Origin of the sequence: Hyalangium gracile, from assembly GCF_020103725.1 — a bacterium.
Classification (GTDB): domain Bacteria; phylum Myxococcota; class Myxococcia; order Myxococcales; family Myxococcaceae; genus Hyalangium; species Hyalangium gracile.
On sequence record NZ_JAHXBG010000009.1, the window covers coordinates 126,759 to 147,611 of the forward strand.

Genomic DNA, 20,853 nt, shown 5'->3' on the forward strand with positions numbered 1-20,853 from the left:
TCCTCACTGCCTACGTGGCCGGGACAAGGGTGAGCGGCAGGTCCCGCAGCCGCTTCCCCGTGGCGGCGAAGACGGCGTTGGCCACCGCGGGCGCGATCACCGGCACGCCTGGCTCACCGATGCCCGTGGGCGGCGCCTCGTTGTGGCGGATGTGGCACTCGATCCTCGGGCTCTCGTGCATGCGGATGAGCTCGAAGTCGTGGAAGTTGCCCTGCTGCACACGCCCCTTCTCCAGCGTGATGTGATGCTTCAGCGCCGAGGACAGGCCGAACACCGCGGCCCCCTCGAGCTGGGCCTCCACCAGGTTCGGGTTGATGACGCGTCCGCAGTCGGCCGCCATGACGATGCGGTGCACCCGGATCGTCCCGTCCTCCACCGACACCTCCGCCACCGCCGCCGCGTAGCTGCCGAAGCTCTTGTGCACGGCCACGCCCCGGAAGCGGCCCTCGGGGAGCGGCGTCCCCCAGCCGGCCTTCTCGGCCGCGAGCTCCAGCACCCACCGGTGCCGGTGCTCGTACTTGAGCAGCTCGCGGCGGAAGGCCACCGGGTCCTGTCCCGCCGCGTGCGCGGCCTCGTCCACGAAGCTCTCGGTGGCGAACGCCGTGTGCGAGTGGCCCACGCTGCGCCAGAACAGCACGGGCACTCCCGTCTCGTGGCGGATGAAGTCCACCGCCACGTTGGGAATGCGATACGGCAGGGTGTCGATGCCCTCGAAGGCGGTGTCGTCCTTCGACGCGAGCAAGGGCACCGCCACTCCCGCCGTCAGCGCCCTCATGAAGCCTGGAGCCCCAGCGAACATGGTGTGCACCCACTCCTTGCCCACGTCGCCGAGGATGGACTGCGTCACCACCGTGTGCTTCCACGCCACCAGACGCCCGTGCGCATCCAGCGCCCCCTGCACCCTGTGGGTCGCCGCTGGCCGGTAGGGCGAGTGCCGCATGTCATCCTCGCGGCTCCAGATGACCTTCACCGGCTTGCCCACCGCCCGGGAAACCTCCACGGCCTCGAGGGCATACTCCTGCGAGAGCCGCCGGCCGAAGCCGCCACCAATCCACGTCTGATGGACGATGACGTCCTCACCGGCACAGCCGAGCAGCTTCTTCACCTGCGCGTGCAGCATGCCCGGGCTCTGCGTCGGAGCCCACACCTCGCACTTCGCGTCGGTGACGTGCGCGGTGGCGTTCTGGGGCTCCAGCGGCGCGTGGGCCACGAAGGGGGCGGTGTACTCGGCCTCGAGCACGCGGGCGGCCCTTCCGAACTCGGCCTCCGCATCGCCCGTCGAGTGCACGCGCTTGCCGCCTCCCTCTCGGGCCAGCTTGCGGTGCGTCTCCAGCATCGCCGCCGTGGAGAAGGTGGCCAGCGGTCCCTCGTCCCAGTCCACCTTCACCCGGGCCGCCGCCTGCCGCGCGTGCCAGTACGTCTTGCCCACCACCGCCACGCCCGAGGAGATGGGCACCACCTGCTCCACCCCGGACATGGCCTTCGCTGCGGCCGCGTCGAAGGACTTCACCTGGCCGCCGGGCACCGGGCAGCGCACCACCACCGCCACTCGCGCCTCCGGCACCTGCACGTCGATGCCGAAGACGGCCGAGCCGTCCACCTTCGAGGCGGAGTCGATGCGCGGCACCGGCTTGCCGATGACGCGGAAGTCCCGAGTCCTCAAGGTGACGTCGGGGACCGACAGGCGCGCGGCGGCCTCGGCGAACTGCCCGAAGCGCCCGGAGCGCTTCGTCGGCGGGTGGTGGATGGCGCCCTCCTCCGCCACGCACTCCGACTTCGGCACGCCCCAGCTGCGCGACGCCGCCTCCAGCATCATCTCTCGCGCGGTGGCGCCCGCCATGCGGTAGGGCTCCCAGCTCGTCGGCGTGGACATGCTCCCGCCCGTCACCTGGAAGCCGAGGACCGGGTGGTCGTAGCGCCGATCCGCCGGGGAGAACTCCACCACCATCTTCGCCGGATCGATGCCCAGCTCCTCGGCGATGAGCTGCGCGTGAGAGGTCGCCACGCCCTGCCCCATCTCCACCGGGCGCAGGATGAAGGTGACGACATCCTCCGAGGTGATGCGCAGGAAGGCGTTGGGCGCGAAGACCTGGGGCGCGGTGGCCGCCTGCGCCGAGGGCAGGGACACCTCGACGAGCAGTCCGCCTCCAATGGCCAGCCCCGCCTTGAGCAACGCGCGCCGCGAGAGCGTCGTCATCAGGGCTCCTCTTTCGCCTGGGCCACGCCGATGGCCGCCTTGAGGTCCACGCGCTCCTGCTTCGCCAGCTCGGAGGCGCGGTGGATGGCGGCGCGGATGCGCGGATAGGTGCCGCAGCGGCAGAGGTTGCCGGCCATCACCGCGTCGATGTCCTCGTCCGTGGGCTCCGGCTGAGCCGCCAGCAGCGCCGAGGCCGACATGATCTGCCCGGACTGGCAGTAGCCGCACTGCGGCACGGAGAGCTCCGTCCAGGCCCGCTGACAGGGGTGCCTCACTCCGCCCTGGGCCAGCCCCTCGATGGTGGTGATGCGCTGGCCGACGAGGGTGCCCACGGGCATCACGCAGGCCCGGGTGGCGATGCCATCCACATGCACCGTGCACGCGCCACACAGCGCCGCGCCGCAGCCGAACTTCGTCCCGGTCATCCCCAGCACTTCACGCAGGGCCCACAGGAGCGGCATGTCCTCTGGGACGTCGAGCTCCCGCTCGACACCGTTGATCACGAGCTTCACCATGGCTTCAGGTCCTCGCTACCTGGACGCGGGCGGCGGCGTCTGCGCACTGCTGGGGGGCGTACTCCGCGGGCAGGGGGCGCCCGCGGCCAGCCAGGCATCCACGCGCTGGATGAACTCCGCATGAGAGAGCGGCGGCACGGTCCGCCCCTCGCCCGGCGAGAAGCCCCACTTCACGATGGCGTCCTCGGCCATGTGGGTGCGCAGCTGGGCGAGCGTGCGGTTGCCGTTGGCCCCGGGGTCCTTGAGCTGCTCGCAGAGCTGCTGGGGCGTGCGCTTCTCGAAGACCATGGGCAGGCGCGCGGAGGGCATGTGCCAGTGGGGAGCGCCGGGCGGCATGTTGGCTCCGGGCACCGCCTTGGCGGGGTGGCACGTGGTGCAGGCGTGCCCCAGCTTCTCGATGTTCCGGCTGACGTTCTGCTTGTGGACCACCGGCTTGTCCTTCTGGAGAGGACGGTCCCCTGCCGGGTGGCAGTTCATGCAGCGCGGGTGCAGCAACACCCTGGCCACATCGTCGAACGGGTGGCTCTCCGTCCCGGCGGTCGCCGGGGCCTGAGCCAGGGTGAGCAGCACCAGCGCGGAGGACAGCAGCATCCACCTCTCTATATCAGCGCCGGCCGTTCGGGAGTATGGAGGGAGCGTTTGGGGTAGAGTGCGCCCCGTCGGAGGAGAGACCGCATGTCACGCGCAGTCCTGATCGCAGCCCTGGGCTTCTCGTTGTTCGCAGGCTGTGGCGGACCCAAGAGCAGTCCCGAGGGGACGGTGAAGTCCTTCTACTCCACCATCGAGTCCCAGGACTGGTTGGATCTGGCCGAGATGGTCGACGCGGACAGCCTGTCGAAGTCCGGCGGCCCTCAGCGCGTCGCGGCCTTCTACTACAGCATCTTCCAGGACGTCCGGGACATCGACCTCACCATCGAGGAGGCGCTCGTGCAGGTCCCGAACCAGCAGGCGGCGGTGAAGTTCAAGTGCACCGCCACCTTCCGCGCGCTCGGCGAGATGCCGTACGACCGCGACTGCTCGGACATCCTCCCCCTGAGGTGGCGAGACGGGAAGTGGTACATCGTGGTGCCCGGCACCGGCGGACTGCGGCCCTCGCTCTAGCAGGGCCGCCGCCTACAGGTTGCCGATCATCTTCTCCGGGCGGACCCACTGGTCGAACTGCTCGGCCGTCAGCAGGCCGAGCTCCACCGCCACCTCCTTCAGCGTCTTGCCCTCCTTGTGGGCCTTCTTCGCGATCTTCGCCGCGTTGTCGTAGCCGATGTGCGGATTGAGCGCGGTGACGAGCATCAGCGAGCGCTCCAGGTTCTCCTTCAGCCGCGCCCGGTTCGGCTCGATGCCCACCGCGCAGTGCAGCCGGAAGCTGCGCATCCCATCCGCCAGCAGCCGGCAGCTCTGCAGGAAGTTGTGGATGATGAGCGGCTTGAAGACGTTCAGCTCGAAGTTGCCCGAGGCCCCGCCCAGGCCGATGGCCACGTCGTTGCCCATCACCTGGGCGCACAGCATCGTCATCGCCTCGGACTGCGTCGGGTTCACCTTGCCCGGCATGATGGAGCTGCCCGGCTCGTTCTCCGGGATGGTGATTTCGCCAATCCCCGAGCGCGGCCCCGAGGCCAGCCACCGCACGTCGTTGGCGATCTTGAACATCACCGCCGCCAGGCCCTTGAGCGCCCCGTGGGCCTGCACCAGCGCGTCATTGGCCGCCAGCGCCTCGAACTTGTTGGGCGCCGTCACGAAGGGCTGCCCCGTCAGCCGGGCAATCTCCTGCGCCACCCGCTCGGCGTAGCCCCTGGGCGCGTTGAGCCCCGTGCCCACCGCGGTGCCGCCCAGCGCCAGCTCGAGCAGGTGCGGCAGCGTGCGCTCGAGGTGGCCGCGCGCGTGCTCCAGCTGCGCCACATACCCGCTGAACTCCTGGCCCAGCGTCAGCGGCGTGGCGTCCTGCAGGTGCGTGCGGCCCACCTTCACGATGTCCTGGAAGTCCCGTGACTTCTTCGCCAGCACGTCGCGCAGCTCGGCGAGCTCGGGGAGCACGTCGCCCACCACCGCCCGCACCGCCGCCACGCTCATCGCCGTGGGGAACACGTCGTTGGAGCTCTGCCCCTTGTTCACGTCGTCGTTCGGGTGCACCCGGCGGCCCTCGCCCCGCTCGCCGCCGAGCAGCTCCGAGGCGCGGTTGGCCAGCACCTCGTTGCAGTTCATGTTCGTCTGCGTGCCGCTGCCCGTCTGCCACACCAGCAGCGGGAACTCCTCGTCGTGCTGGCCGGCGAGCACCTCGTCCGCCGCCTTCACGATGGCCTCGCCCTTCTGCTTGTCGAGCGTGCCGTTCTCCATGTTCACCAGGGCCGCCGCCTTCTTCACCAGCACCAGCGCGCGCACGAGCGCCGGCGGCATCCGCTCGGTGGAGATGGCGAAGTTCTGGCGGCTGCGCTGCGTCTGCGCGCCCCAGAGGCGATCTGCCGGCACCTCGATGGGGCCGAAGGTGTCCTTCTCGATACGAACGTTCTTCGTGCTCACGGGTCAGCCTCCTGGGCCCGGCCCGTATCACGGAAGGCGCCCTGCCGCCGCGCGCTCCGGCCTCGCGCGAGAATGAGCGTCCAGCCGTGAACCCTGCCCTGGGACTGTCGTGAGCCTTCCTACCGCTTCCAGAGCGCGCCCAGCTCCAGCGTGATTCCCCCGAAGGGCTCGGCTCGCACCCGCTGGGAGCCCTCGTGCACGTCCAGCAGCGCCCAGGCCCCCTCCTCGTAGCGGTAGACCTCCAGCGTCCTCAGGTCCGGGTCCATCAGCCACACGTGCTTCACCCCCACCCGCGCATAGGCCAGCATCTTGAGGCCCCGATCGAGCGCCACCGTCTCTGGCGAGAGCACCTCGCAGACCCAGTCGGGAGCGAGCGTCATCACCGTCACGTCCGGCAGCTCCGGCACCCGCTCGCGGCGCCACCCCGCCAGCTCCGGCACGAGGAGCTCTCCGCTGAGGTGCAGCTCCGGCGAGAAGAGCAGCAGCCAGCTGCCGGCCCCGCCCCGCCGCTTCACGAGAGCACCCGACAGCCTGGCCAGCAGCACGGAGGCCGCCAGCGTCTGCACCATGCGCGGCCGGGGGCTGTCCACCAGTTCGCCGCCCAGGATCTCCGCCACCACGTTGGAGGGGAAGGCGCCCAGGGCCGGGGACCTCTCTGGGAACGACAATGCAGGGCGAGCAGGCATGGCTACAGCATGCACCCTACCTGTTGCATTCTCAAGAGCGGAGGAGACCTTTCAGGTCAGACCCGGCGTTCCACCTTGGGCTCGCCCGAGCCCTCCGCCGGCCCCACCATCCAGTCCACCACCCGCTGGATTGGCGCCTTGCCGATCGCCGACGGAGGCGTGAAGGCCCACAGCAGCAGGTACACCATCAAAGGAGTTCCCCCGAACACCGCCAGCAGGATGACGAACGCCACGCGCACCAGCGCCACGTCCAACCCGAAGTGGCGGCTGAGCGCCAGGCACACGCCCAGGAGCTTCCGTCCCTCGCCTCCGCGGTGCATCACCGCGCCCGGCTGCACCGCCCGGCAGTGAGGGCACCGCGTCGCCTCATCCCTCAGCTCCATGGCGCAGGCCGCGCAGCGTTTCGTGGAGTCCATGACGCCCGTCCTTTCGTACACGCCCGGGGTGCCTTGTCGATCCCGGGCCTCAGTCCTACCTACGCAGGCCTGCCGGAGACGATTGCGCCCGGACTCCCGGTGAAGATTGTTTGGCAGTCCGCTGATTTACAACTTATCAATCCCAGGTGTTGACGGGCTTACAAGCAACCAGGCCTCTTTTTCACAGCCCCTTCCTTCCCTCTCGGGTATGGACAATTTCTCTGCCATAGGCCATTTTACAACGCGACACGTCAAGGAGGCGTCATGCGAGACCCAGTGTCCTCTCCGAAGCCGCCGGATCTTCCCCCCGGCGTGGTGCTCCATGGCGCCTGGTCCTCGGATTACGCCTCCGTGCTCACCCCCGCGGCGCTCGACTTCGTCGCGAAGCTGACACGTGCCTTCGGTGAGCGCCGCGAGGCCCTGCTGGCTCGCCGGCAGGAGCGCCAGGCCGCCTTCAACCGTGGCCTGCGGCCCCACTTCCTCCCGGACACCCAGGCCATCCGCGACGGCGACTGGAAGGTGGCCCCGCTGCCGCGAGATCTGCTCGACCGGCGCGTGGAGATCACCGGCCCGGTGGAGCGCAAGATGATCATCAACGCGCTCAACTCGGGCGCCAGCGTCTTCATGGCGGACTTCGAGGACGCCAACAGCCCCACCTGGGACAACGTGGTGCGCGGGCAGCTCAACCTGATGGACGCCGTCCGCAGGACCATCACCTTCACCGCCGACAACGGCAAGCACTACGCGCTGGTGGAGAAGCCCGCCGTCCTCTTCGTGCGGCCCCGGGGCTGGCACCTGCCGGAGCGCCACCTCGAGGTGGACGGCAAGCCGGTGCCCGGCGCCTTCCTCGACTTCGGGCTCTTCTTCTTCCACAACGTCCACGAGCAGCTCGCCCGCGGCACCGGCCCCTACTTCTATCTGCCCAAGATGGAGAGCCACCTGGAGGCCCGGCTGTGGAACGACGTGTTCCTGCTGGCCCAGAGCGAGCTGGGCGTCGCTCGCGGCACCATCAAGGCCACCGTGCTCATCGAGACGCTGCCGGCGGCCTTCGAGATGCACGAGATCCTCTACGAGCTGCGCGAGCACTCGGCGGGGCTGAACTGCGGCCGCTGGGACTACATCTTCAGCTTCATCAAGAAGCTCCAGTCCGACCCGGCCTTCCTGCTGCCGGACCGCGGGCAGGTGACGATGGACAAGGCGTTCCTGGACGCCTACTCGCGGCTGCTCATCCAGACGTGCCACCGCCGCGGCGTGCACGCCATGGGCGGCATGGCGGCCTTCATCCCCATCAAGGGGGACGCCGCCGCCAACGAGAAGGCGCTGGCGCAGGTGCGCGCCGACAAGCTGCGCGAGGTGAGGAACGGCCATGACGGCACCTGGGTGGCGCACCCGGCGCTGGTGCCGCTGGCGCGCAACGTCTTCGACGAGCACATGCCGGGCCCCAACCAGCTCCACAACCTGCGCGCCGACGTGAAGGTGGGCGAGAAGGAGCTGCTCGCCGTGCCCCAGGGCACCCGCACCGAGGAGGGCCTGCGCCACAACATCCGCGTGGGCGTGCAGTACATGGCCGCCTGGCTGGACGGGCTGGGCTGCGTGCCGCTCTACAACCTCATGGAGGACGCGGCCACCGCGGAGATCTCCCGCGCCCAGGTGTGGCAGTGGATCCACCACGGCGCCACGCTGGAGGACGGCCGCCACGTCACCCCGGAGCTGTTCCGCCAGGTAATGGCCGAGGAGATGGAGGAGCTCGAGCGGGAAGGCGCTCCGAGCCGCTATGGCGAGCGCTTCACCCAGGCTCGCCACCTCTTCGAGCGCCTGTCCGTCACACCCACCTTCGAGGACTTCCTCACCCTTCCGGCCTACGAGGCCTTGGACCCGCAGTACTGATTTCCCCTAACCAGAGGAGCTTGCGCATGTACGACGCCAACGCCACCACCCCGGACAGTTCTCCCCACGCCAAGCTCCACGCGCGGCGCTTCGAGGGCATCACCCGCAACTACACGGAGAAGGACGTGGAGAAGCTCCGTGGCTCCATCCGCATCAGCTACACGCTGGCGGAGATGGGCGCGCGGCGCCTCTGGGAGCTGCTGAACACCGAGGACTACATCCAGGCCCTGGGGGCCCTCACCGGCAACCAGGCCGTGCAGATGGTGCGCGCGGGCCTCAAGGCCATCTACCTGTCCGGCTGGCAGGTGGCGGCCGACGCCAACAGCGCCGGGCAGATGTATCCGGACCAGAGCCTCTATCCGGTGGACAGCGTGCCCAACGTGGTGCGCCGCATCAACGCCTCCCTGCGCCGCGCCGATCAGATCGAGCACGCCGAGGGCAAGGATGACCGGTACTGGTTCGCGCCCATCATCGCCGACGCCGAGGCGGGCTTTGGCGGGCCGCTCAACGCCTTCGAGCTGATGAAGTCGATGATCGAGGCGGGCGCCGCGGGCGTGCACTTCGAGGATCAGCTCGCCAGCGAGAAGAAGTGCGGCCACATGGGCGGCAAGGTGCTGGTGCCGACCAACAACTTCATCCGCACGCTCACCGCGGCGCGGCTGGCGGCGGACGTGATGGGCGTGCCCACGCTGGTGGTGGCGCGCACGGACGCCGACAGCGCCAAGCTGCTGATGAGCGACGCGGACGAGTACGACCACCCGTTCATCGACCGCAAGGCGGGGCGCTCGGCGGAGGGCTTCTACCGGCTCAAGGGCGGCCTGGAGTGCGCCATCGCGCGCGGCCTGGCGTACGCGCCGTACGCGGACCTGGTGTGGTGCGAGACGAGCACTCCGGACCTGAAGCAGGCCAAGGAGTTCGCCGAGGGCATCCACGCGAAGTTCCCAGGCAAGCTGCTGGCGTACAACTGCTCGCCGTCCTTCAACTGGAAGAAGAACCTGGACGACGCGACCATCGCGAAGTTCCAGCGCGAGCTGGGCGCCATGGGCTACAAGTTCCAGTTCGTCACCCTGGCGGGCTTCCACGCGCTCAACTTCGCCATGTACGAGCTGGCGCGGACGTACAAGGAGCAGGGCATGGCCGCGTACTCGGCGCTGCAGCAGCGCGAGTTCGCCGCGGAGAAGGACGGCTACACCGCCACGCGGCACCAGCGTGAGGTGGGCACCGGCTACTTCGACCAGGTGGCCGAGGTCATCTCCGGCGGCTGCTCCAGCACGCTGGCCCTGAACGAGTCCACCGAGGCTCACCAGTTCTGATGCGGCTCGTGGGCACGGGGGCCCCAGGCCTCCGTGCTCACTCCCAGCGGATGTCGAAGTCCGTGTCCTCGGGGCTCTTGCGCACGAAGGTCATGCTCACCTTCTTGATGCCCATGACCTCGAAGGAGGCCTCGCACAGGCCCTGGTAGAACTCGGGCGGGATGGGGACTTCTCGGAAGATCATCCGCCAGTGGCGAGGGGCTACCTGCTCGGTGGTGCGCTCGCCGAAGTTGCTGTTGCGCCCGATGAAGTCCCCCACCTTGCGCATCAGCCGATCCGGGCCCATCAGGTTCAGCGCCTTGAGCTGGATCTGCCCCAGCAGCGTCTGCCGGTAGCCGTGGAGCATGCGCATGCCCACGCACCGGATGCCCTCGGGCTGCGGCAGGCTCGTGTAGTGGCGGCGCGCCAGCCATTCGATGAGCTGGATGTAGCGGTCCACCGGCACCTCGACGGGCAGACCGCCGGTGCCACCCAGGAGCTCGATGACCTCCAGCATCTCCGCTGAGCCGGGCCCTACTCCGAAGCCGCGCAGCAGGCCCTCGACGGCGCTGTTCTTGAGCGCGCGTCCGTCCTTGCTCGGCGTCTGCTGCGGTGGCCGTGGTTGCATGTCCGTCCCGGGTGAGCTCGCCCTCGAAGTATACCCGGCGGCGCGCGTCACTCGTACCAGGTGGGGACGATTCGCGCGATGGCCGGCTCCAGCGCGATGCGGCAGACCTTCCGCCAGGCCGCATCCGTCAGCGCCGCGGTGCCGCTGACGCACTCCTGCTCCGGACGCGTGTCGAGGAAGTAGAGCGCCTCCCGCGTGAGGTCGCAGCCGGCCCGCCCTCGCCCTCCTCCCGCGGCGCGGAGCTCCGGCACCGCCGCACGGAGCCGCTCCAGGAGCTGTGGGTCCCCCTTCGGCACGCAGAACTCGAGCGAGCCATCGGAGCGGCAGCCCGTGGCCTGGGTGAAGGCAAGCTTCTCCGTGGGGCAGTCCCCTGCTGGCGAGGTCGGCTGGGGCTCGGCGACGGGACTCGTAGGCGTGGAGGCGCATGCCCCCAAAAGACCGCAGACCATCAGGCACGACAGCGTCCAGCGCATCCGGGCACCTCCTGGAGTGCTCGGATCCTACGCTCCGGCGCCCCCGGTCGTCCCCGGCTCAATCCACCTTCTTGCGGTCGCTCTTCTCGTTGAAGGCGTCGCGCTGGCCGCGCTGCACGTCCCCCTCGCCGTCGTAGGGCCGCCCCACCTCCGTGCGCTGCCCGCCGTTCTGCCCGGAGATGTCGGTCAGCGCCTCCCGCCCACCATCTCCTGGCAGCCGATCCTCCGAGTCGTCCGGGTCCTTCTGCTTCGCGGGATCCAGCGGCATGCCGACGCTGCGCTGCTTCCACTCCTTCGGATCCATGGCTCGCTCCTTCGAGGCCTCGTTCACCTCTGCTCCCAAAGGTGCGGACGGAATGGTCTCGGGCAGCGAGGGCTCGCAGGCCTGCCTGCTCAGTTCAGCAGCGGAGGCTTCGACCTGGGCATCCGCGGGGGAGGTGGTCGGGCCTCCATCATCTCCAGCCCCTGCCGCGTCAGCAGGAACCGCACCACTCCGGAGCCTCGCTCCGTGTCGATCTCCGCCTCGAAGGCCGGCCCGACGATACCGCCCAGGTGGACGTCCTTGCGGAGGTTGCGCACCTTGCCGGAGATGAGGTCTCCCGCTACCTGTCCGACCGAGTCGTCTCGCTGGTAGAGCTCATACGCCGTCTGATGCAGCGTCATCGCCAGCGTGGGCGTGAGCGGCTGCGTGCTGAACAGCACCGAGATGAGCGTCCAGTAGGGAGGTGTCTCAGAGTCGTCGGACATCACACCCCATCCTAATCAAGCCCGTCCCCGCGCGCGTGGCTGTCTTCGCTGGACGATCTGCTCGGCGAGCGTCGCCTGCTGCTTCCAGTGCCCGTAGAGGCGCCCCTGCGAGGCCAGCCGGTCCAACCGGCGCTGCGTCTCCTCATCCACCCGGCCCGCGGGAGCATCCCGGTATGGCGTCCCCGGCAGCGGCATGAAGGTGTGCCCGTGCACGCGCGCGCCCAGCTCCGACAGCTGCTCCATCAGCCGGAGCGTCGCGTCGATGTCCTCCCGCTCCTCGCCCGGCAGCCCGAGGATGAAGTCCACGTTCGGAAGGAAGCCCGCCTCCAGCGCCAGCCGCGCGGCCCGCACCACCGCCTCCGTGTCATGGCCCCGGTGGCTGCTCCGGAGGATGCGCTCGGAGCCGGACTGCCCGCCGATGATGAGGTTGTCGTTGTCCACGTACCGCTCGAGCAGCGCCAGCGACTCCGGCGTCACGTGCTCCGGCCGCACCTCCGAGGGGAAGGTGCCGAAGAAGATGCGCCCATCCGGCCCCATCGACTCGCGCAGCGCCGCCAGCAGCTCCTCCACCGCCGCCAGGTTCACCGACTCGTCCGGCGAGCCGTAGGACAGGGAGGTGGGCGTGATGAAGCGCACGTCCCGCCGCCCCGAGCGCCGCAGCACCCGGGCCCACTCGGCCACGTTGCGCACGCTCCGGTGTCGGAACCGCGCCTTGTTCAGGAACGGCGTCTGGCAGAACCGGCACGCGTAGATGCAGCCCCGGGTGATTTCGATGGCCCCGTACTTCGCGTGCTCCGCCGCGAACGGCGGGAAGGCGTCCAGGTCCACCACGCCCTCGCCCCGCCCGTTCAGCACCACCCGCCCCTCCTCCAGCCGCGCCATCCCCCGAGTCCCCTTCGGGTCCTCGCCGCGCTTGAGTCGGTGGAGCAGCTCGCGCAGCAGGTGCTCGCCCTCGCCCACCGCGACCAGGTCGAAGCCCGCGCGCAGCGTCTGCTCCGTCTCCGCCGTGGCGTGCACTCCGCCCGCGATGCAGAGCACGCGCCGGCCCTCCAGCCGCTCGCGCACCCAGGCCAGCTCCTCCGCCGCGGCGCCGAAGCTCGCCGAGTAGAAGGACCAGGCCGCCACCACCGTGGCGCCCTCATCCGCGCACTGCCGCAGCGTGGTCAGCAGCGACTCGCGATCGCGCGGGAAGTGCAGGGCGACGTCCGCCAGCGAGGCGTCCGCCTCCACGGCGCCCGCCAGGACCGTGAAGGCGTACTTGCCCGGGTACTGGTAGCTCAGGACGAGCGCGACCTTCCCGTGGGAGCTCATGGGCGCGCGATGATGCCACACCCTAGGGCGTCAGGCGCTGCGCCGCGAACCGCGAGGCGTCAGTGTCCGGGTAGCGGTGGACGATGTAGCGATACACGCTCTGGGCCCGCGCGGGGTCGCTCATCCGCTCGGCGCACAGGCGCGCCAACAGCACCAGCGCCTGGGGCGCCACGGGCGATTCCGGCGCCACGTCCGCCGCGGTCTCGAAGGCCTTGGCCGCCAGCGCGAAGTCCCCACCGCTGGCCGCCGCCCGCCCCACGAAGAGGTGCTGCTCCGGGGCCAGGCGCGCGTGGGACGAGGACTCCAGCCCCCGGTAGGCCAGCACCGCCCCCGCGGTGTCACGCGCCGTCACGGCGTCCACCACCGCCCTCAGGGACTCGCTCGGGTCCCCCACGGGCGCGCTCGGCTCCAGGTTCGACAGCACCGCCGCCATGCGGGACGCCACACCGCCCTCCTCGCGCCGCGGGGGCGGGGCGCTCTTCGCCTTGGAGGGCAGACGGCCCTGAGGGCGAGCCCCGGGGAGCACAGGCTCGTAATAGTCCTCCTCGACGCCGTAGCCGAGCTTGTCGCCCCGCACGAAGAGGAGCTGTCCCAGCACGTGCGCCATGAAGAAGGGCATCACCAGATCGAGCGTCCGCGAGACGACGGGGACTCCCGCGCTCGACAGCGCACCGCCCAGGAGGCCGAGCAGCACATCCAGGCCGAGCGACACCACCACCACCACGAGGGCGAGGAGGTAGTCCGTGCCCAGCCTGAAGGCCCAGAGCACCAACGCCACCGGGTTGAGCAGCACCCACAGCGAGGTGGGCGTGGCCGCGACCATGAAGGCCATGGGCCCGTAGAAGAGGCACCAGCCGAGGATGAGATAGAGGATCGGATCCGAGAGCGCGGCCTCGAACCCTCCGCCCGGCTCCCAGTTCCCGCTGAAGATGACGTAGAGCACCGCGGGGGCCCAGACATAGAAGGAGCCGGCCAGCCCGCGCAGCAGGGGCGTGATGATGTCCGAGAGCGAGGAGAAGTCCGGCACGTCCAGCTCCACGCCCCGCGCCGACGACAGGAACACGTAGAACAGGTAGGCCCAGGTGCCGCCTGCCATGAGGACCCAGCCGATGAAGCCACCAAACCAGCCCATCAGGGAGCAGAAGACTCCCAGCCCCACGAGAGAGAACAGCGTGGAGGGCTTCACCAAGAAGCGCACCGAGTCGATCAGCCGGGACGCGTAGGAGCGGTGCGAACGATGGTGCTTCAGCCGAACGGCACGTCCTCCACAGAGCGAGCACACCTCCACGGCCACGGCCGTGGGCCCGTACGTCTGCTCCGCGACACACTCAGGACACAGCCGGGACTGGCACGCCTCGCAGGTCCAGCCCGCGAGGCTCGTCGCGTGCGTCCGGCATCGCTCGGGGCGAGGAGATGAAGCCATGGCCCCGCAGCCTACCCTGCCCCATGCCTGCTCCCAACCCCCCGGAACCATTGGAAAAACAGAGGTCGCAACTCCGGGGCGTTCCTGGCGGATAATGGGGGAGGGAGCCGAGCTGTGATCCAGGTCGGCCCCGCCTGCGGAGGAACCATGCAAGTCAACAACCTGGGCGGCGTGCGGATGCCCGTCACCACCACGGACAGCACGGCCCAGACCGCTCGAGCCAGCTTCAGCACGCGCCTGCAGGGCAGCGCGGGTGCCCCCACCACCGGCCGCGTGGGCATTGCCGGCTCCAGCATCGTCTCCACGGCGATGGTGAACTCCGGCGCGGTTCCGGGCTCCGCCTTCGGTGGGCCCTACATGCAGGCGAGGAGCGCGGGCGTGCCGGGCATCGGCGTGCCGGGCACGACCACCACGACGCCCCAGAGCCAGGTTCCCGGCACGGGCACCCCGGCCACCCAGGGCCCGAACTACGGCACCACCACTCCCCCCGCCGCCGGCTCCGAGTTCAATGGCGAGCTGCAGGCCATGTTCGCGGAGCAGAAGGCCATGAACGACATGAAGGAGCTGATGAAGATGTCGCTCCTGTCGTTCGTGAGCAGCACCTTCGCGATGGGCCAGAGCCGCGGAAGCATCGAGGCGCTGGACTAGCTTCTCCGACGAGGCGCTCGCGGCCCGTCACTCCCCGACGAGCCGTTGGAGCGCTTCCCAGCAGGCGCGGACGTGGCGCTCCTCCGTGCGAGGGGCGCCGATGGCCATGCGCAGCACGTACCGCGCGGGCGCACCGTCCACCCCAGGCAGCACCGTGTGCGAGAGGAAGGCGCTGCCAGTGGCGTTCAGCCGCTCCAGCAGGCCGCGGTTGCGCGCATCCGTGGCCTCGGGTGGCTCGCCCGGGCGCGGCGCGAGGCGGAAGCACACCAGGCTCAGCGAGCGCGGCACCGCCAGCTCGAAGCGCCCATCCTCGCGCACCCAGGACTCGAACAGCCCGGCCAGGCGGATGTGCTCGCGCAGATAGGCTCGCAGGCCCTGCGCGCCGTAGTGGCGCAGCACGAACCACAGCTTCAGCGCTCGGAAGCGGCGGCCGAGCTCCACCTGCCAGTCCCGGTAGTCGATCACCGCGCCGCTGGCGCTGGCGGCGTTGCGCAGGTACTCCGGCGTCACGCTGAGCGCGTCCACCAGGCCGGCCCGGTCTCGCGTGTAGAAGGCGTCGCAGTCGAAGTTGGTCAGCAGCCACTTGTGCGCATCGAAGGCGACGGAGTCCACCGCCTCGATGCCCGCGGCCAGTCCCTGGTGCTCCGGGCACAGGAGCGCCGAGCCCGCCCAGGCCGCGTCCACATGCAGCCAGCCTCCCATGGCCGTCAGGCCCGTGCGCTCCATCACCTGGCTGATCGGCCCCAGCGGATCCATCGCTCCCGAGGAGGTGGTGCCGAGCGTGGCGCAGACGAAGAAGGGCTGGCGGCCCGCGGCCAGGTCCTCGGTGATGGCCCGCTCCAGCAGCTCCGGCCTCAGGGCGTAGCCGGCGTCCGTCTCCAGCAGGCGCACGTGCGTGGTGTCGCTGGCGTCCCTCGCCACTCCGGACAGCATGGCCGCCTTGAGGACGGAGGAGTGCGCCTGCGTGGAGGAGTACGCGACGAGGGGCGCATGGCCGGGGCGCTTGCGCCGCACGCGCGCGCGGGCCGCCACCATGGCCACCAGCGTGGCCTCGCTCGCGGTGCCCTGGATGACGCCGCCCCCCGTGCCCGAGGTGGAGCGGAAGGACTCCGGCAGCCCCGTGAGCTCCGCCAGCCAGTCCAGCACCCGCGTCTCCAGCTCCGTGCACGAGGGTCCCGTGGACCACAGCATCCCCTGGACGCCCAGCCCCGAGGACAGCAGATCGCCGAGCACCGACGGGCCCGAGGCGTTCGCCGGGAAGTAGGCGAAGAAGGAGGGGGACTGCCAGTGGGTGACGCCCGGCAGCACCACCGAGTCGAGATCCTTGAAGACGGCGTCCCAGCCCTGCGCCCCACCGAGCCCCTGCTCCGGTGGGTGGACTGGCAGCTTCGCCAGCACCTCGCCCGGCTTCACCTGGGAGCGCACGGGGAAGGACTCCATCCGCTCCCAGTAGTCCGCGATCCAGTCCACCATCTGGTGGCCCAGGCGGCGGAAATCCTCGGACTTCAGATGCGGCACTTCCTCGTCGCGTTCCTGGCTCATGGTGGGGTCGCGGACCCTAGGACGCCCCTCGGGCGGTGCGCAACGCCTCCTCCAGGGTGCTCAGCGCGAGCGACGCAGGCGCAGCATTCCGAGCAGCGCCAGCAGGGACATGAGCGCGAGCGGACTTCCACTCGCGGAGCAGCCGTACTGCACGGCCTCCTCCGACTCCGTGTCCGGTAGCCCGGCGTTGCCGCCCGGCATCCCCAGGGGGGGAGTCGTTCCGGCGTCGCCCGCGGACTCCCCGGGAGTGCCCGTGCCCGCGTCCGGGCTGGACGGCGTGCCCGCGTCCGACGCGGGTGTGCCCGCGTCCGGCGTGCCCGCGTCCGGCGTGCCCGCGTCGGGCGGAGGGCTCGGTGGCAGCACGTCCTCCAGCCGCGTCGCCTGGGTGAACCCGTCGTGGTAGACGACGCCCGTCTGGGAGATGGTGTCGCTGCGGTACAGCCCCAGCTTCAGGTAGACCTTCGACGCCGGGTACATCGTCGCCAGGTTCCGCTTGGGCAGCACCCGCTCGCGGTTGTGCCACAGCTCCACGAAGCCCACGCTGGGGTCCGCCGACCACTTCACTCGGAAGATGAACTCGTGCCACACCCCGCGCGTCAGGGGCATGCTCCACGGAGTGATGCTGTCCGTGAGCGTCAGCCGGATCTCCTCTCCGTAGACGAAGAACTCCACCGGCGGCGAGCCACAGCACCCGTCATGGTGCCACTGGGTGAAGACCTGCCAGGTGCGCACGCTGGGGAAGTCCGGCGCGAACATCACCTTCCACCGGTAGTAGTACTCCGAGCCCACCGCCTCGTTGCCCTGGTACACCAGCTCGTTGCGGTTGCCGCTGGAGTTGATGGGGTCGTCCCCCTGCTTCACCGTGGCCTTGAGCGCGTAGCGCCCCTCCGCCACCGGCGACGTCACCACCTGGAGCCGGTCCGCGCTCACCATCTGGGCTCCGGAGTACTGAGAACGGTCGCCCGTCTCGAAGTCCCCTCGCCAGACGACCCCGGCCACGGCCGGGCTGGAGACCAGGAGCGCTGCAATCCAGAGCGGGAGGATTCTCAATTCGGGGGTTCCTCGCGAAGGTTGGTCACTCAACGATCGGAACCCTAGCCGAAAAACATGTTTCATTCCTGCGACGAAACCTTCCCGCTCCCTCGACGCCAGAGCAGGCGAGCGGGCAGAGGCACGGAGGGTATGAGACATGTTTCACGCGTGAGCTGGATTTGGGAGGCCTCCGGCCGGGGGGCCGAGGGTGCCCGATTGACGCACGGCGCCATGCCGGGACGCGTTCACAAGAGGCTGACGCGTGGCGGGTGTGGTGTATGGTCCCCACCCCTGCGGCGCCCTCCAGACGGGCGTCCCAGGTGTCCCATGCTCGTCCTGCGCGACGTCCAGAAGAGCGACCTGGCTGGCCTGAAGCGGCTGGCCGCCGTGCTCAACACCGTCAACCTCCCCAACAACGAGGAGACGCTGTCGAACATCATCGACAAGTCGGTGAAGAGCTTCGCCGGCAAGGTGAAGAACCCGCTGGAGCGCGAGTACCTCTTCGTCCTCGAGGACTCCCGCAACGAGATGATCATCGGCACGTCGATGGTCATCGCGCAGCACGGCACCTACGAGGCCCCGCACATCTATTACGAGGTGAGCGAACGCGAGCACTACTCGGCCTCGCTGGAGCGACACCTGCGGCACAAGGTGCTCTCCATCGCCTACAACTACGCGGGCCCCACGGAGATTGGTGGCCTGGTGGTGGATCCGCCCTACCGCGCCACGCCGGACAAGCCGGGCAAGCAGTTGTCGTACGTACGCTTCCTGTTCATCGCCATGCACCGGCGCATGTTCCGGCCTCGAGTGCTGGCGGAGTTGCTGCCGCCGCTGCTGCCGGACGGGCGCAGCCTGCTGTGGGAGGCCTGCGGCCGGAAGTTCACCGGGCTGAGCTACCAGGAGGCGGACCGGCTGAGCCGGCAGAACAAGGAGTTCATCAAGGAGCTGTTCCCCTCCTCGGACATCTACGCCTCGCTCTTCCCGACGCGGGTGCAGAAGGTGCTGGGCGAGGTGGGGCCGCAGACGCGGGGCGTGCAGCGGATGCTGGAGCGCATCGGCTTCCGGTACGTGGAGCGCATCGATCCGTTCGACGGCGGGCCGCACTTCGAGGCCAACGTAGCGGATGTCACCCTGGTGCGCCGCTACCGCACGGTGAAGCTGGCCGAGGACGACTTCGAGCAGGAGGGCGATGACATCCTCGTGGCCTGCGAGCGGGAGTCCGGCCGCAATCGCTTCCGCGCCGTGCGCACACAGGGCCGGGTGGACGATCAGATCGTCTACCTGCCCGGCCCCGCCAAGGAGATGCTGGGCGTGTCGGCCGGGGCGCGGCTGTCGCTCATTCCGTTCGAGTGAGGGGCTGTCAGTTCTTCTGGCGCTCTCGGAGCGCTCGAGCCGCGTCGCGAAAGACCTTGGCGCTGACCGACTCCTCCGGACAGTGATCCGTCAGGAACGCAGCATCCTCGGGGCGCCCTACCAGCTCGAGGATGGTAGCCGCGCGCAGAGATGGGTCTGGATAGGTGGTCACGATCACCTCGAGAGCCAAAGCTCGCAGCGCGGAGCGCAGCGCCTCAGGCGCTGCACCCACGAAGCGGTCCCGATCCTGTAGGAGCACACTGAACAAGCGCTCGCAGTAGGTTCTGGCATCCGAGCGGGCGTCCTTCATCTGCCCGCTCACGGCCTGCGCCGTGGCAATGAACGCGGGCATCACGGTCAGCAGTTCGTCGGGTACATCTTCCTCGGCGACCGCGAGCACCTTCCGCTTGTGCGCCAGGCTCACGGACGAGTCACGTACCCATGCATCGAGCTCCTCTGGTGACTTCTCCAGCAGTGTCAGCAGTCCGTGAAGACCGTGCGGCGCCTGCAAGGTGAGTTTCTCCAGGCTCGCACGCACGGCGGGAATCAGATCCGGGTGCCGTTTCCTCCAGAGGGCTTCCGCCAGATCGTTGACGTCCGCGAGTTCCGGCTTGCCGGCCACGAGCCGCTCCAGCCTCTTCACCAGGCTCGCCCTGGCTTTCGCTCCGTTGATGCGACCGAGCGCGCGAGTGATGTCCTCCACGACAGCAGCCCCGTCGTAATCCCCACGCGCTTCCTCGATGGCAAGTTGTGCCTCCAGGCGTTTGACGCTGGCGGCTCCTCCCAGCTCCCCCAGCCCGAAGGCCGCTGCCTGCCGTACGAGACCATCCGTGTGGGTCAGCATCGTCTCCAACGCCGCCCGCACCTGCCGAGGTCCCGAGCCAAGCTGGCGCATCAGGCTGCGGACCTGTGCCTCATCCCCCAGCTTGAACATCCGAACCAGCTCTTCCTGGATCTGCGTCACATCCGCCATGCGTGCCATCGATGCTCTCGCCGTCCCTCTACGGGTAGTTCACTCCACGAGGCACGTACCGCCTGGGGTCAGTCTCCACATGACTCCGCAGCTTAGCCCCCCACTGCTGGCTTCCCGGTCTGCCACAGCTCAGGGGCGCCGGACGATGCGGTGCGTTCCTCGCAGCAGCTCCAGCCAGCGCTCACCCGCCTCGAGCGGGGAGCCTCGTGGATCCACCAGCGCCAGCGGCAGGTGAGTCTCCGGACGCACCCCATCCAGCGAGGTGGGGTCCAGCTCCAGCACTCCCCCTCCCTCCAACGCCACCCGCACCCAGGCATGAGGACGCGCCGGGCCTCCGTCCACCACCAGCAGGCCGTGCACCATCCCTACCTTGTGCCCGAGCTTCGCCGCCTCCGCCGCGAAGCGCAGCGCGTGGGCCAGGCACCCTCCCGCCTCGCCCTCTCCTCCCTCGCGCCAGTCCGCCGCCCCCGGGCCCTTCTCCGGAAAGGCCGCATGCACCCGCTTCGCCAGCGCTCGGGCCGCGGCCGCATCCCACGGCGTCATCCCCGGCAGCCGCTCTGCCACCGGCCAGGCCGGCACGAAGGTCAGCGCTCCCCGCTCGCCCTCCACCGGCACGCCCTCCGCGAACAGCTCCGGCGGCGCGCGCAGCCGCTCGCCCGAAGCCGCCACCGTGAACCGGGACTCGCCCACCTCCAGCACCTCGAGCCGCCCCTTCGCGTCGTACCGGGCCTGGAAGGGCGTGCCCATCATCACCCCCTCCACCACCCGCTCCCGAACGGCCGTGACACAGTGCGGCCCCTCGCGGCCCGTCAGCTCCTCCCGCCCCGTCACACAGCCCGCGCGCGGCGGCCCCCGCCACAGCCACAGCGCCTGCGGCACGCTCTGCGTCCCCTCCACCCGGCCCCGCGCATCCACCGTGAGCTTCACTTCCCGTGTCAGTGCCCCCACCTTCCCCTCTCGCGTGTGCAGGTGGACCGACGTATAGGTGAAGCGTCCCTCCGCTCTCGCCAGCGTCACCGTCCCCACCGGCACCCCGCGCCACGCGAAGAGGTAACGTGTTGGGTCCTCTCCCCCCTGGGGCAAGGCGGACCCTCCCCCTGAAAACCCTGTCGACGTGGCAGGTAGGACCAGGGAAAGGCAGACGAGCAGGGCCCACCCCGGCCCCCGACATGAACGGTTTTGAGGAACGGCGCGGAAAGGCGGAGTAGCTTCGCGGCTG

At 69.7% G+C, this 20,853-nt stretch carries 21 protein-coding genes; 5 read left to right on the forward strand and 16 right to left on the reverse strand.

The annotated features are described in order from the left end of the window. Positions 1-10 precede the first annotated feature (10 nt). The 3 genes from KY572_RS47275 to KY572_RS19885 are packed head-to-tail and all read right to left on the reverse strand — an operon-like array spanning position 11 to position 3,303. Positions 11-2,197 carry a xanthine dehydrogenase family protein molybdopterin-binding subunit gene (locus tag KY572_RS47275; protein ID WP_263451828.1) on the reverse strand — a complete coding sequence of 729 codons (2,187 nt, stop codon included), beginning with the start codon at positions 2,195-2,197 and terminating at the stop codon, positions 11-13. Beyond that, positions 2,197-2,712 carry a (2Fe-2S)-binding protein gene (locus tag KY572_RS19880; RefSeq protein ID WP_224244467.1) on the reverse strand — a complete coding sequence of 172 codons (516 nt, stop codon included), beginning with the start codon at positions 2,710-2,712 and terminating at the stop codon, positions 2,197-2,199. The genes KY572_RS47275 and KY572_RS19880 overlap by 1 nt, the downstream gene beginning before the upstream one ends. A 15-nt stretch (positions 2,713-2,727) precedes the next feature. Then, positions 2,728-3,303 (reverse strand): hypothetical protein, encoded by a 576-nt coding sequence (locus KY572_RS19885; protein ID WP_224244468.1) that lies wholly within the window; start codon positions 3,301-3,303, stop codon positions 2,728-2,730. Positions 3,304-3,387: 84 nt separating this feature from the next. Between KY572_RS19885 and KY572_RS19890 the strand changes: the two genes are divergently transcribed. Then, positions 3,388-3,813, forward strand: coding sequence for a nuclear transport factor 2-like protein (locus KY572_RS19890; protein WP_224244469.1), 426 nt, complete (start codon positions 3,388-3,390; stop codon positions 3,811-3,813). A gap of 12 nt (positions 3,814-3,825) precedes the next feature. Here the strand turns inward: KY572_RS19890 and fumC are convergent, their stop codons facing one another. The 3 genes from fumC to KY572_RS19905 all read right to left on the reverse strand — a co-directional run bounded on the left by fumC (position 3,826) and on the right by KY572_RS19905 (position 6,325). Further along, positions 3,826-5,223, reverse strand: coding sequence for a class II fumarate hydratase (gene fumC, locus KY572_RS19895; RefSeq protein ID WP_224244470.1), 1,398 nt, complete (start codon positions 5,221-5,223; stop codon positions 3,826-3,828). Positions 5,224-5,342: 119 nt separating this feature from the next. Beyond that, positions 5,343-5,909 carry a Uma2 family endonuclease gene (locus tag KY572_RS19900; RefSeq protein WP_224244471.1) on the reverse strand — a complete coding sequence of 189 codons (567 nt, stop codon included), beginning with the start codon at positions 5,907-5,909 and terminating at the stop codon, positions 5,343-5,345. 56 nt (positions 5,910-5,965) lie between these two features. Further along, complete coding sequence (locus KY572_RS19905) at positions 5,966-6,325, reverse strand: PspC domain-containing protein (protein ID WP_224244472.1); 360 nt, start codon at positions 6,323-6,325, stop codon at positions 5,966-5,968. A 264-nt stretch (positions 6,326-6,589) separates the two neighbouring features. Here KY572_RS19905 and aceB point away from each other — a divergent pair, with 264 nt between their 5' ends. Both aceB and aceA read left to right on the forward strand, forming a co-directional pair. Then, positions 6,590-8,212: a malate synthase A gene (gene aceB, locus KY572_RS19910; protein WP_224244473.1), complete on the forward strand. Its 1,623-nt coding sequence runs from the start codon at positions 6,590-6,592 to the stop codon at positions 8,210-8,212. Positions 8,213-8,238: 26 nt separating this feature from the next. After that, positions 8,239-9,525, forward strand: coding sequence for an isocitrate lyase (gene aceA / locus KY572_RS19915; protein ID WP_224244474.1), 1,287 nt, complete (start codon positions 8,239-8,241; stop codon positions 9,523-9,525). A 37-nt stretch (positions 9,526-9,562) separates the two neighbouring features. Here aceA and KY572_RS19920 read toward each other — a convergent pair whose 3' ends face one another. The 6 genes from KY572_RS19920 to KY572_RS19945 form a co-directional block, all read right to left on the reverse strand. Continuing rightward, complete coding sequence (locus tag KY572_RS19920; protein ID WP_224244475.1) at positions 9,563-10,132, reverse strand: DUF2378 family protein; 570 nt, start codon at positions 10,130-10,132, stop codon at positions 9,563-9,565. A 47-nt stretch (positions 10,133-10,179) separates the two neighbouring features. After that, a complete protein-coding gene (locus KY572_RS19925) occupies positions 10,180-10,605 on the reverse strand; it encodes a hypothetical protein (RefSeq protein ID WP_224244476.1) in 426 nt (141 codons plus the stop codon). Between the two features lie 58 nt (positions 10,606-10,663). Then, complete coding sequence (locus KY572_RS19930; RefSeq protein ID WP_224244477.1) at positions 10,664-10,909, reverse strand: hypothetical protein; 246 nt, start codon at positions 10,907-10,909, stop codon at positions 10,664-10,666. A gap of 89 nt (positions 10,910-10,998) precedes the next feature. Further along, the gene (locus KY572_RS19935; RefSeq protein ID WP_224244478.1) at positions 10,999-11,352 is read right to left on the reverse strand and encodes a hypothetical protein; all 354 of its coding nucleotides are present in this window, start codon (positions 11,350-11,352) and stop codon (positions 10,999-11,001) included. Positions 11,353-11,367: 15 nt separating this feature from the next. Beyond that, a complete protein-coding gene (locus KY572_RS19940) occupies positions 11,368-12,663 on the reverse strand; it encodes a TIGR04013 family B12-binding domain/radical SAM domain-containing protein (protein WP_224244479.1) in 1,296 nt (431 codons plus the stop codon). A gap of 22 nt (positions 12,664-12,685) precedes the next feature. Further along, on the reverse strand, positions 12,686-14,086 hold the full coding sequence (locus KY572_RS19945; protein WP_224244480.1) for a tetratricopeptide repeat protein: 1,401 nt from the start codon (positions 14,084-14,086) through the stop codon (positions 12,686-12,688). Positions 14,087-14,233: 147 nt separating this feature from the next. On the opposite strand from KY572_RS19945, the gene KY572_RS19950 reads away from it, so the two are divergent. Next, complete coding sequence (locus KY572_RS19950; protein ID WP_224244481.1) at positions 14,234-14,734, forward strand: hypothetical protein; 501 nt, start codon at positions 14,234-14,236, stop codon at positions 14,732-14,734. Between the two features lie 27 nt (positions 14,735-14,761). On the opposite strand, the gene KY572_RS19955 is transcribed toward KY572_RS19950, so the two are convergent. Both KY572_RS19955 and KY572_RS19960 read right to left on the reverse strand, forming a co-directional pair. Then, on the reverse strand, positions 14,762-16,276 hold the full coding sequence (locus KY572_RS19955) for a pyridoxal-dependent decarboxylase (RefSeq protein ID WP_224244482.1): 1,515 nt from the start codon (positions 16,274-16,276) through the stop codon (positions 14,762-14,764). A gap of 60 nt (positions 16,277-16,336) precedes the next feature. Next, positions 16,337-17,392: a polysaccharide lyase gene (locus KY572_RS19960; RefSeq protein ID WP_407659978.1), complete on the reverse strand. Its 1,056-nt coding sequence runs from the start codon at positions 17,390-17,392 to the stop codon at positions 16,337-16,339. Positions 17,393-17,635: 243 nt separating this feature from the next. Here KY572_RS19960 and KY572_RS19965 point away from each other — a divergent pair, with 243 nt between their 5' ends. Then, entirely contained in the window at positions 17,636-18,661 is a 1,026-nt protein-coding gene (locus tag KY572_RS19965; protein WP_224244484.1) for an arginine N-succinyltransferase, read from the forward strand. Between the two features lie 7 nt (positions 18,662-18,668). On the opposite strand, the gene KY572_RS19970 is transcribed toward KY572_RS19965, so the two are convergent. Together KY572_RS19970 and KY572_RS19975 are read right to left on the reverse strand one after the other, a co-directional pair. Continuing rightward, positions 18,669-19,643, reverse strand: coding sequence for a hypothetical protein (locus KY572_RS19970; protein WP_224244485.1), 975 nt, complete (start codon positions 19,641-19,643; stop codon positions 18,669-18,671). Positions 19,644-19,763: 120 nt separating this feature from the next. Then, on the reverse strand, positions 19,764-20,717 hold the full coding sequence (locus KY572_RS19975; RefSeq protein ID WP_224244486.1) for a lasso peptide biosynthesis protein: 954 nt from the start codon (positions 20,715-20,717) through the stop codon (positions 19,764-19,766). Positions 20,718-20,853: the final 136 nt, after the last annotated feature.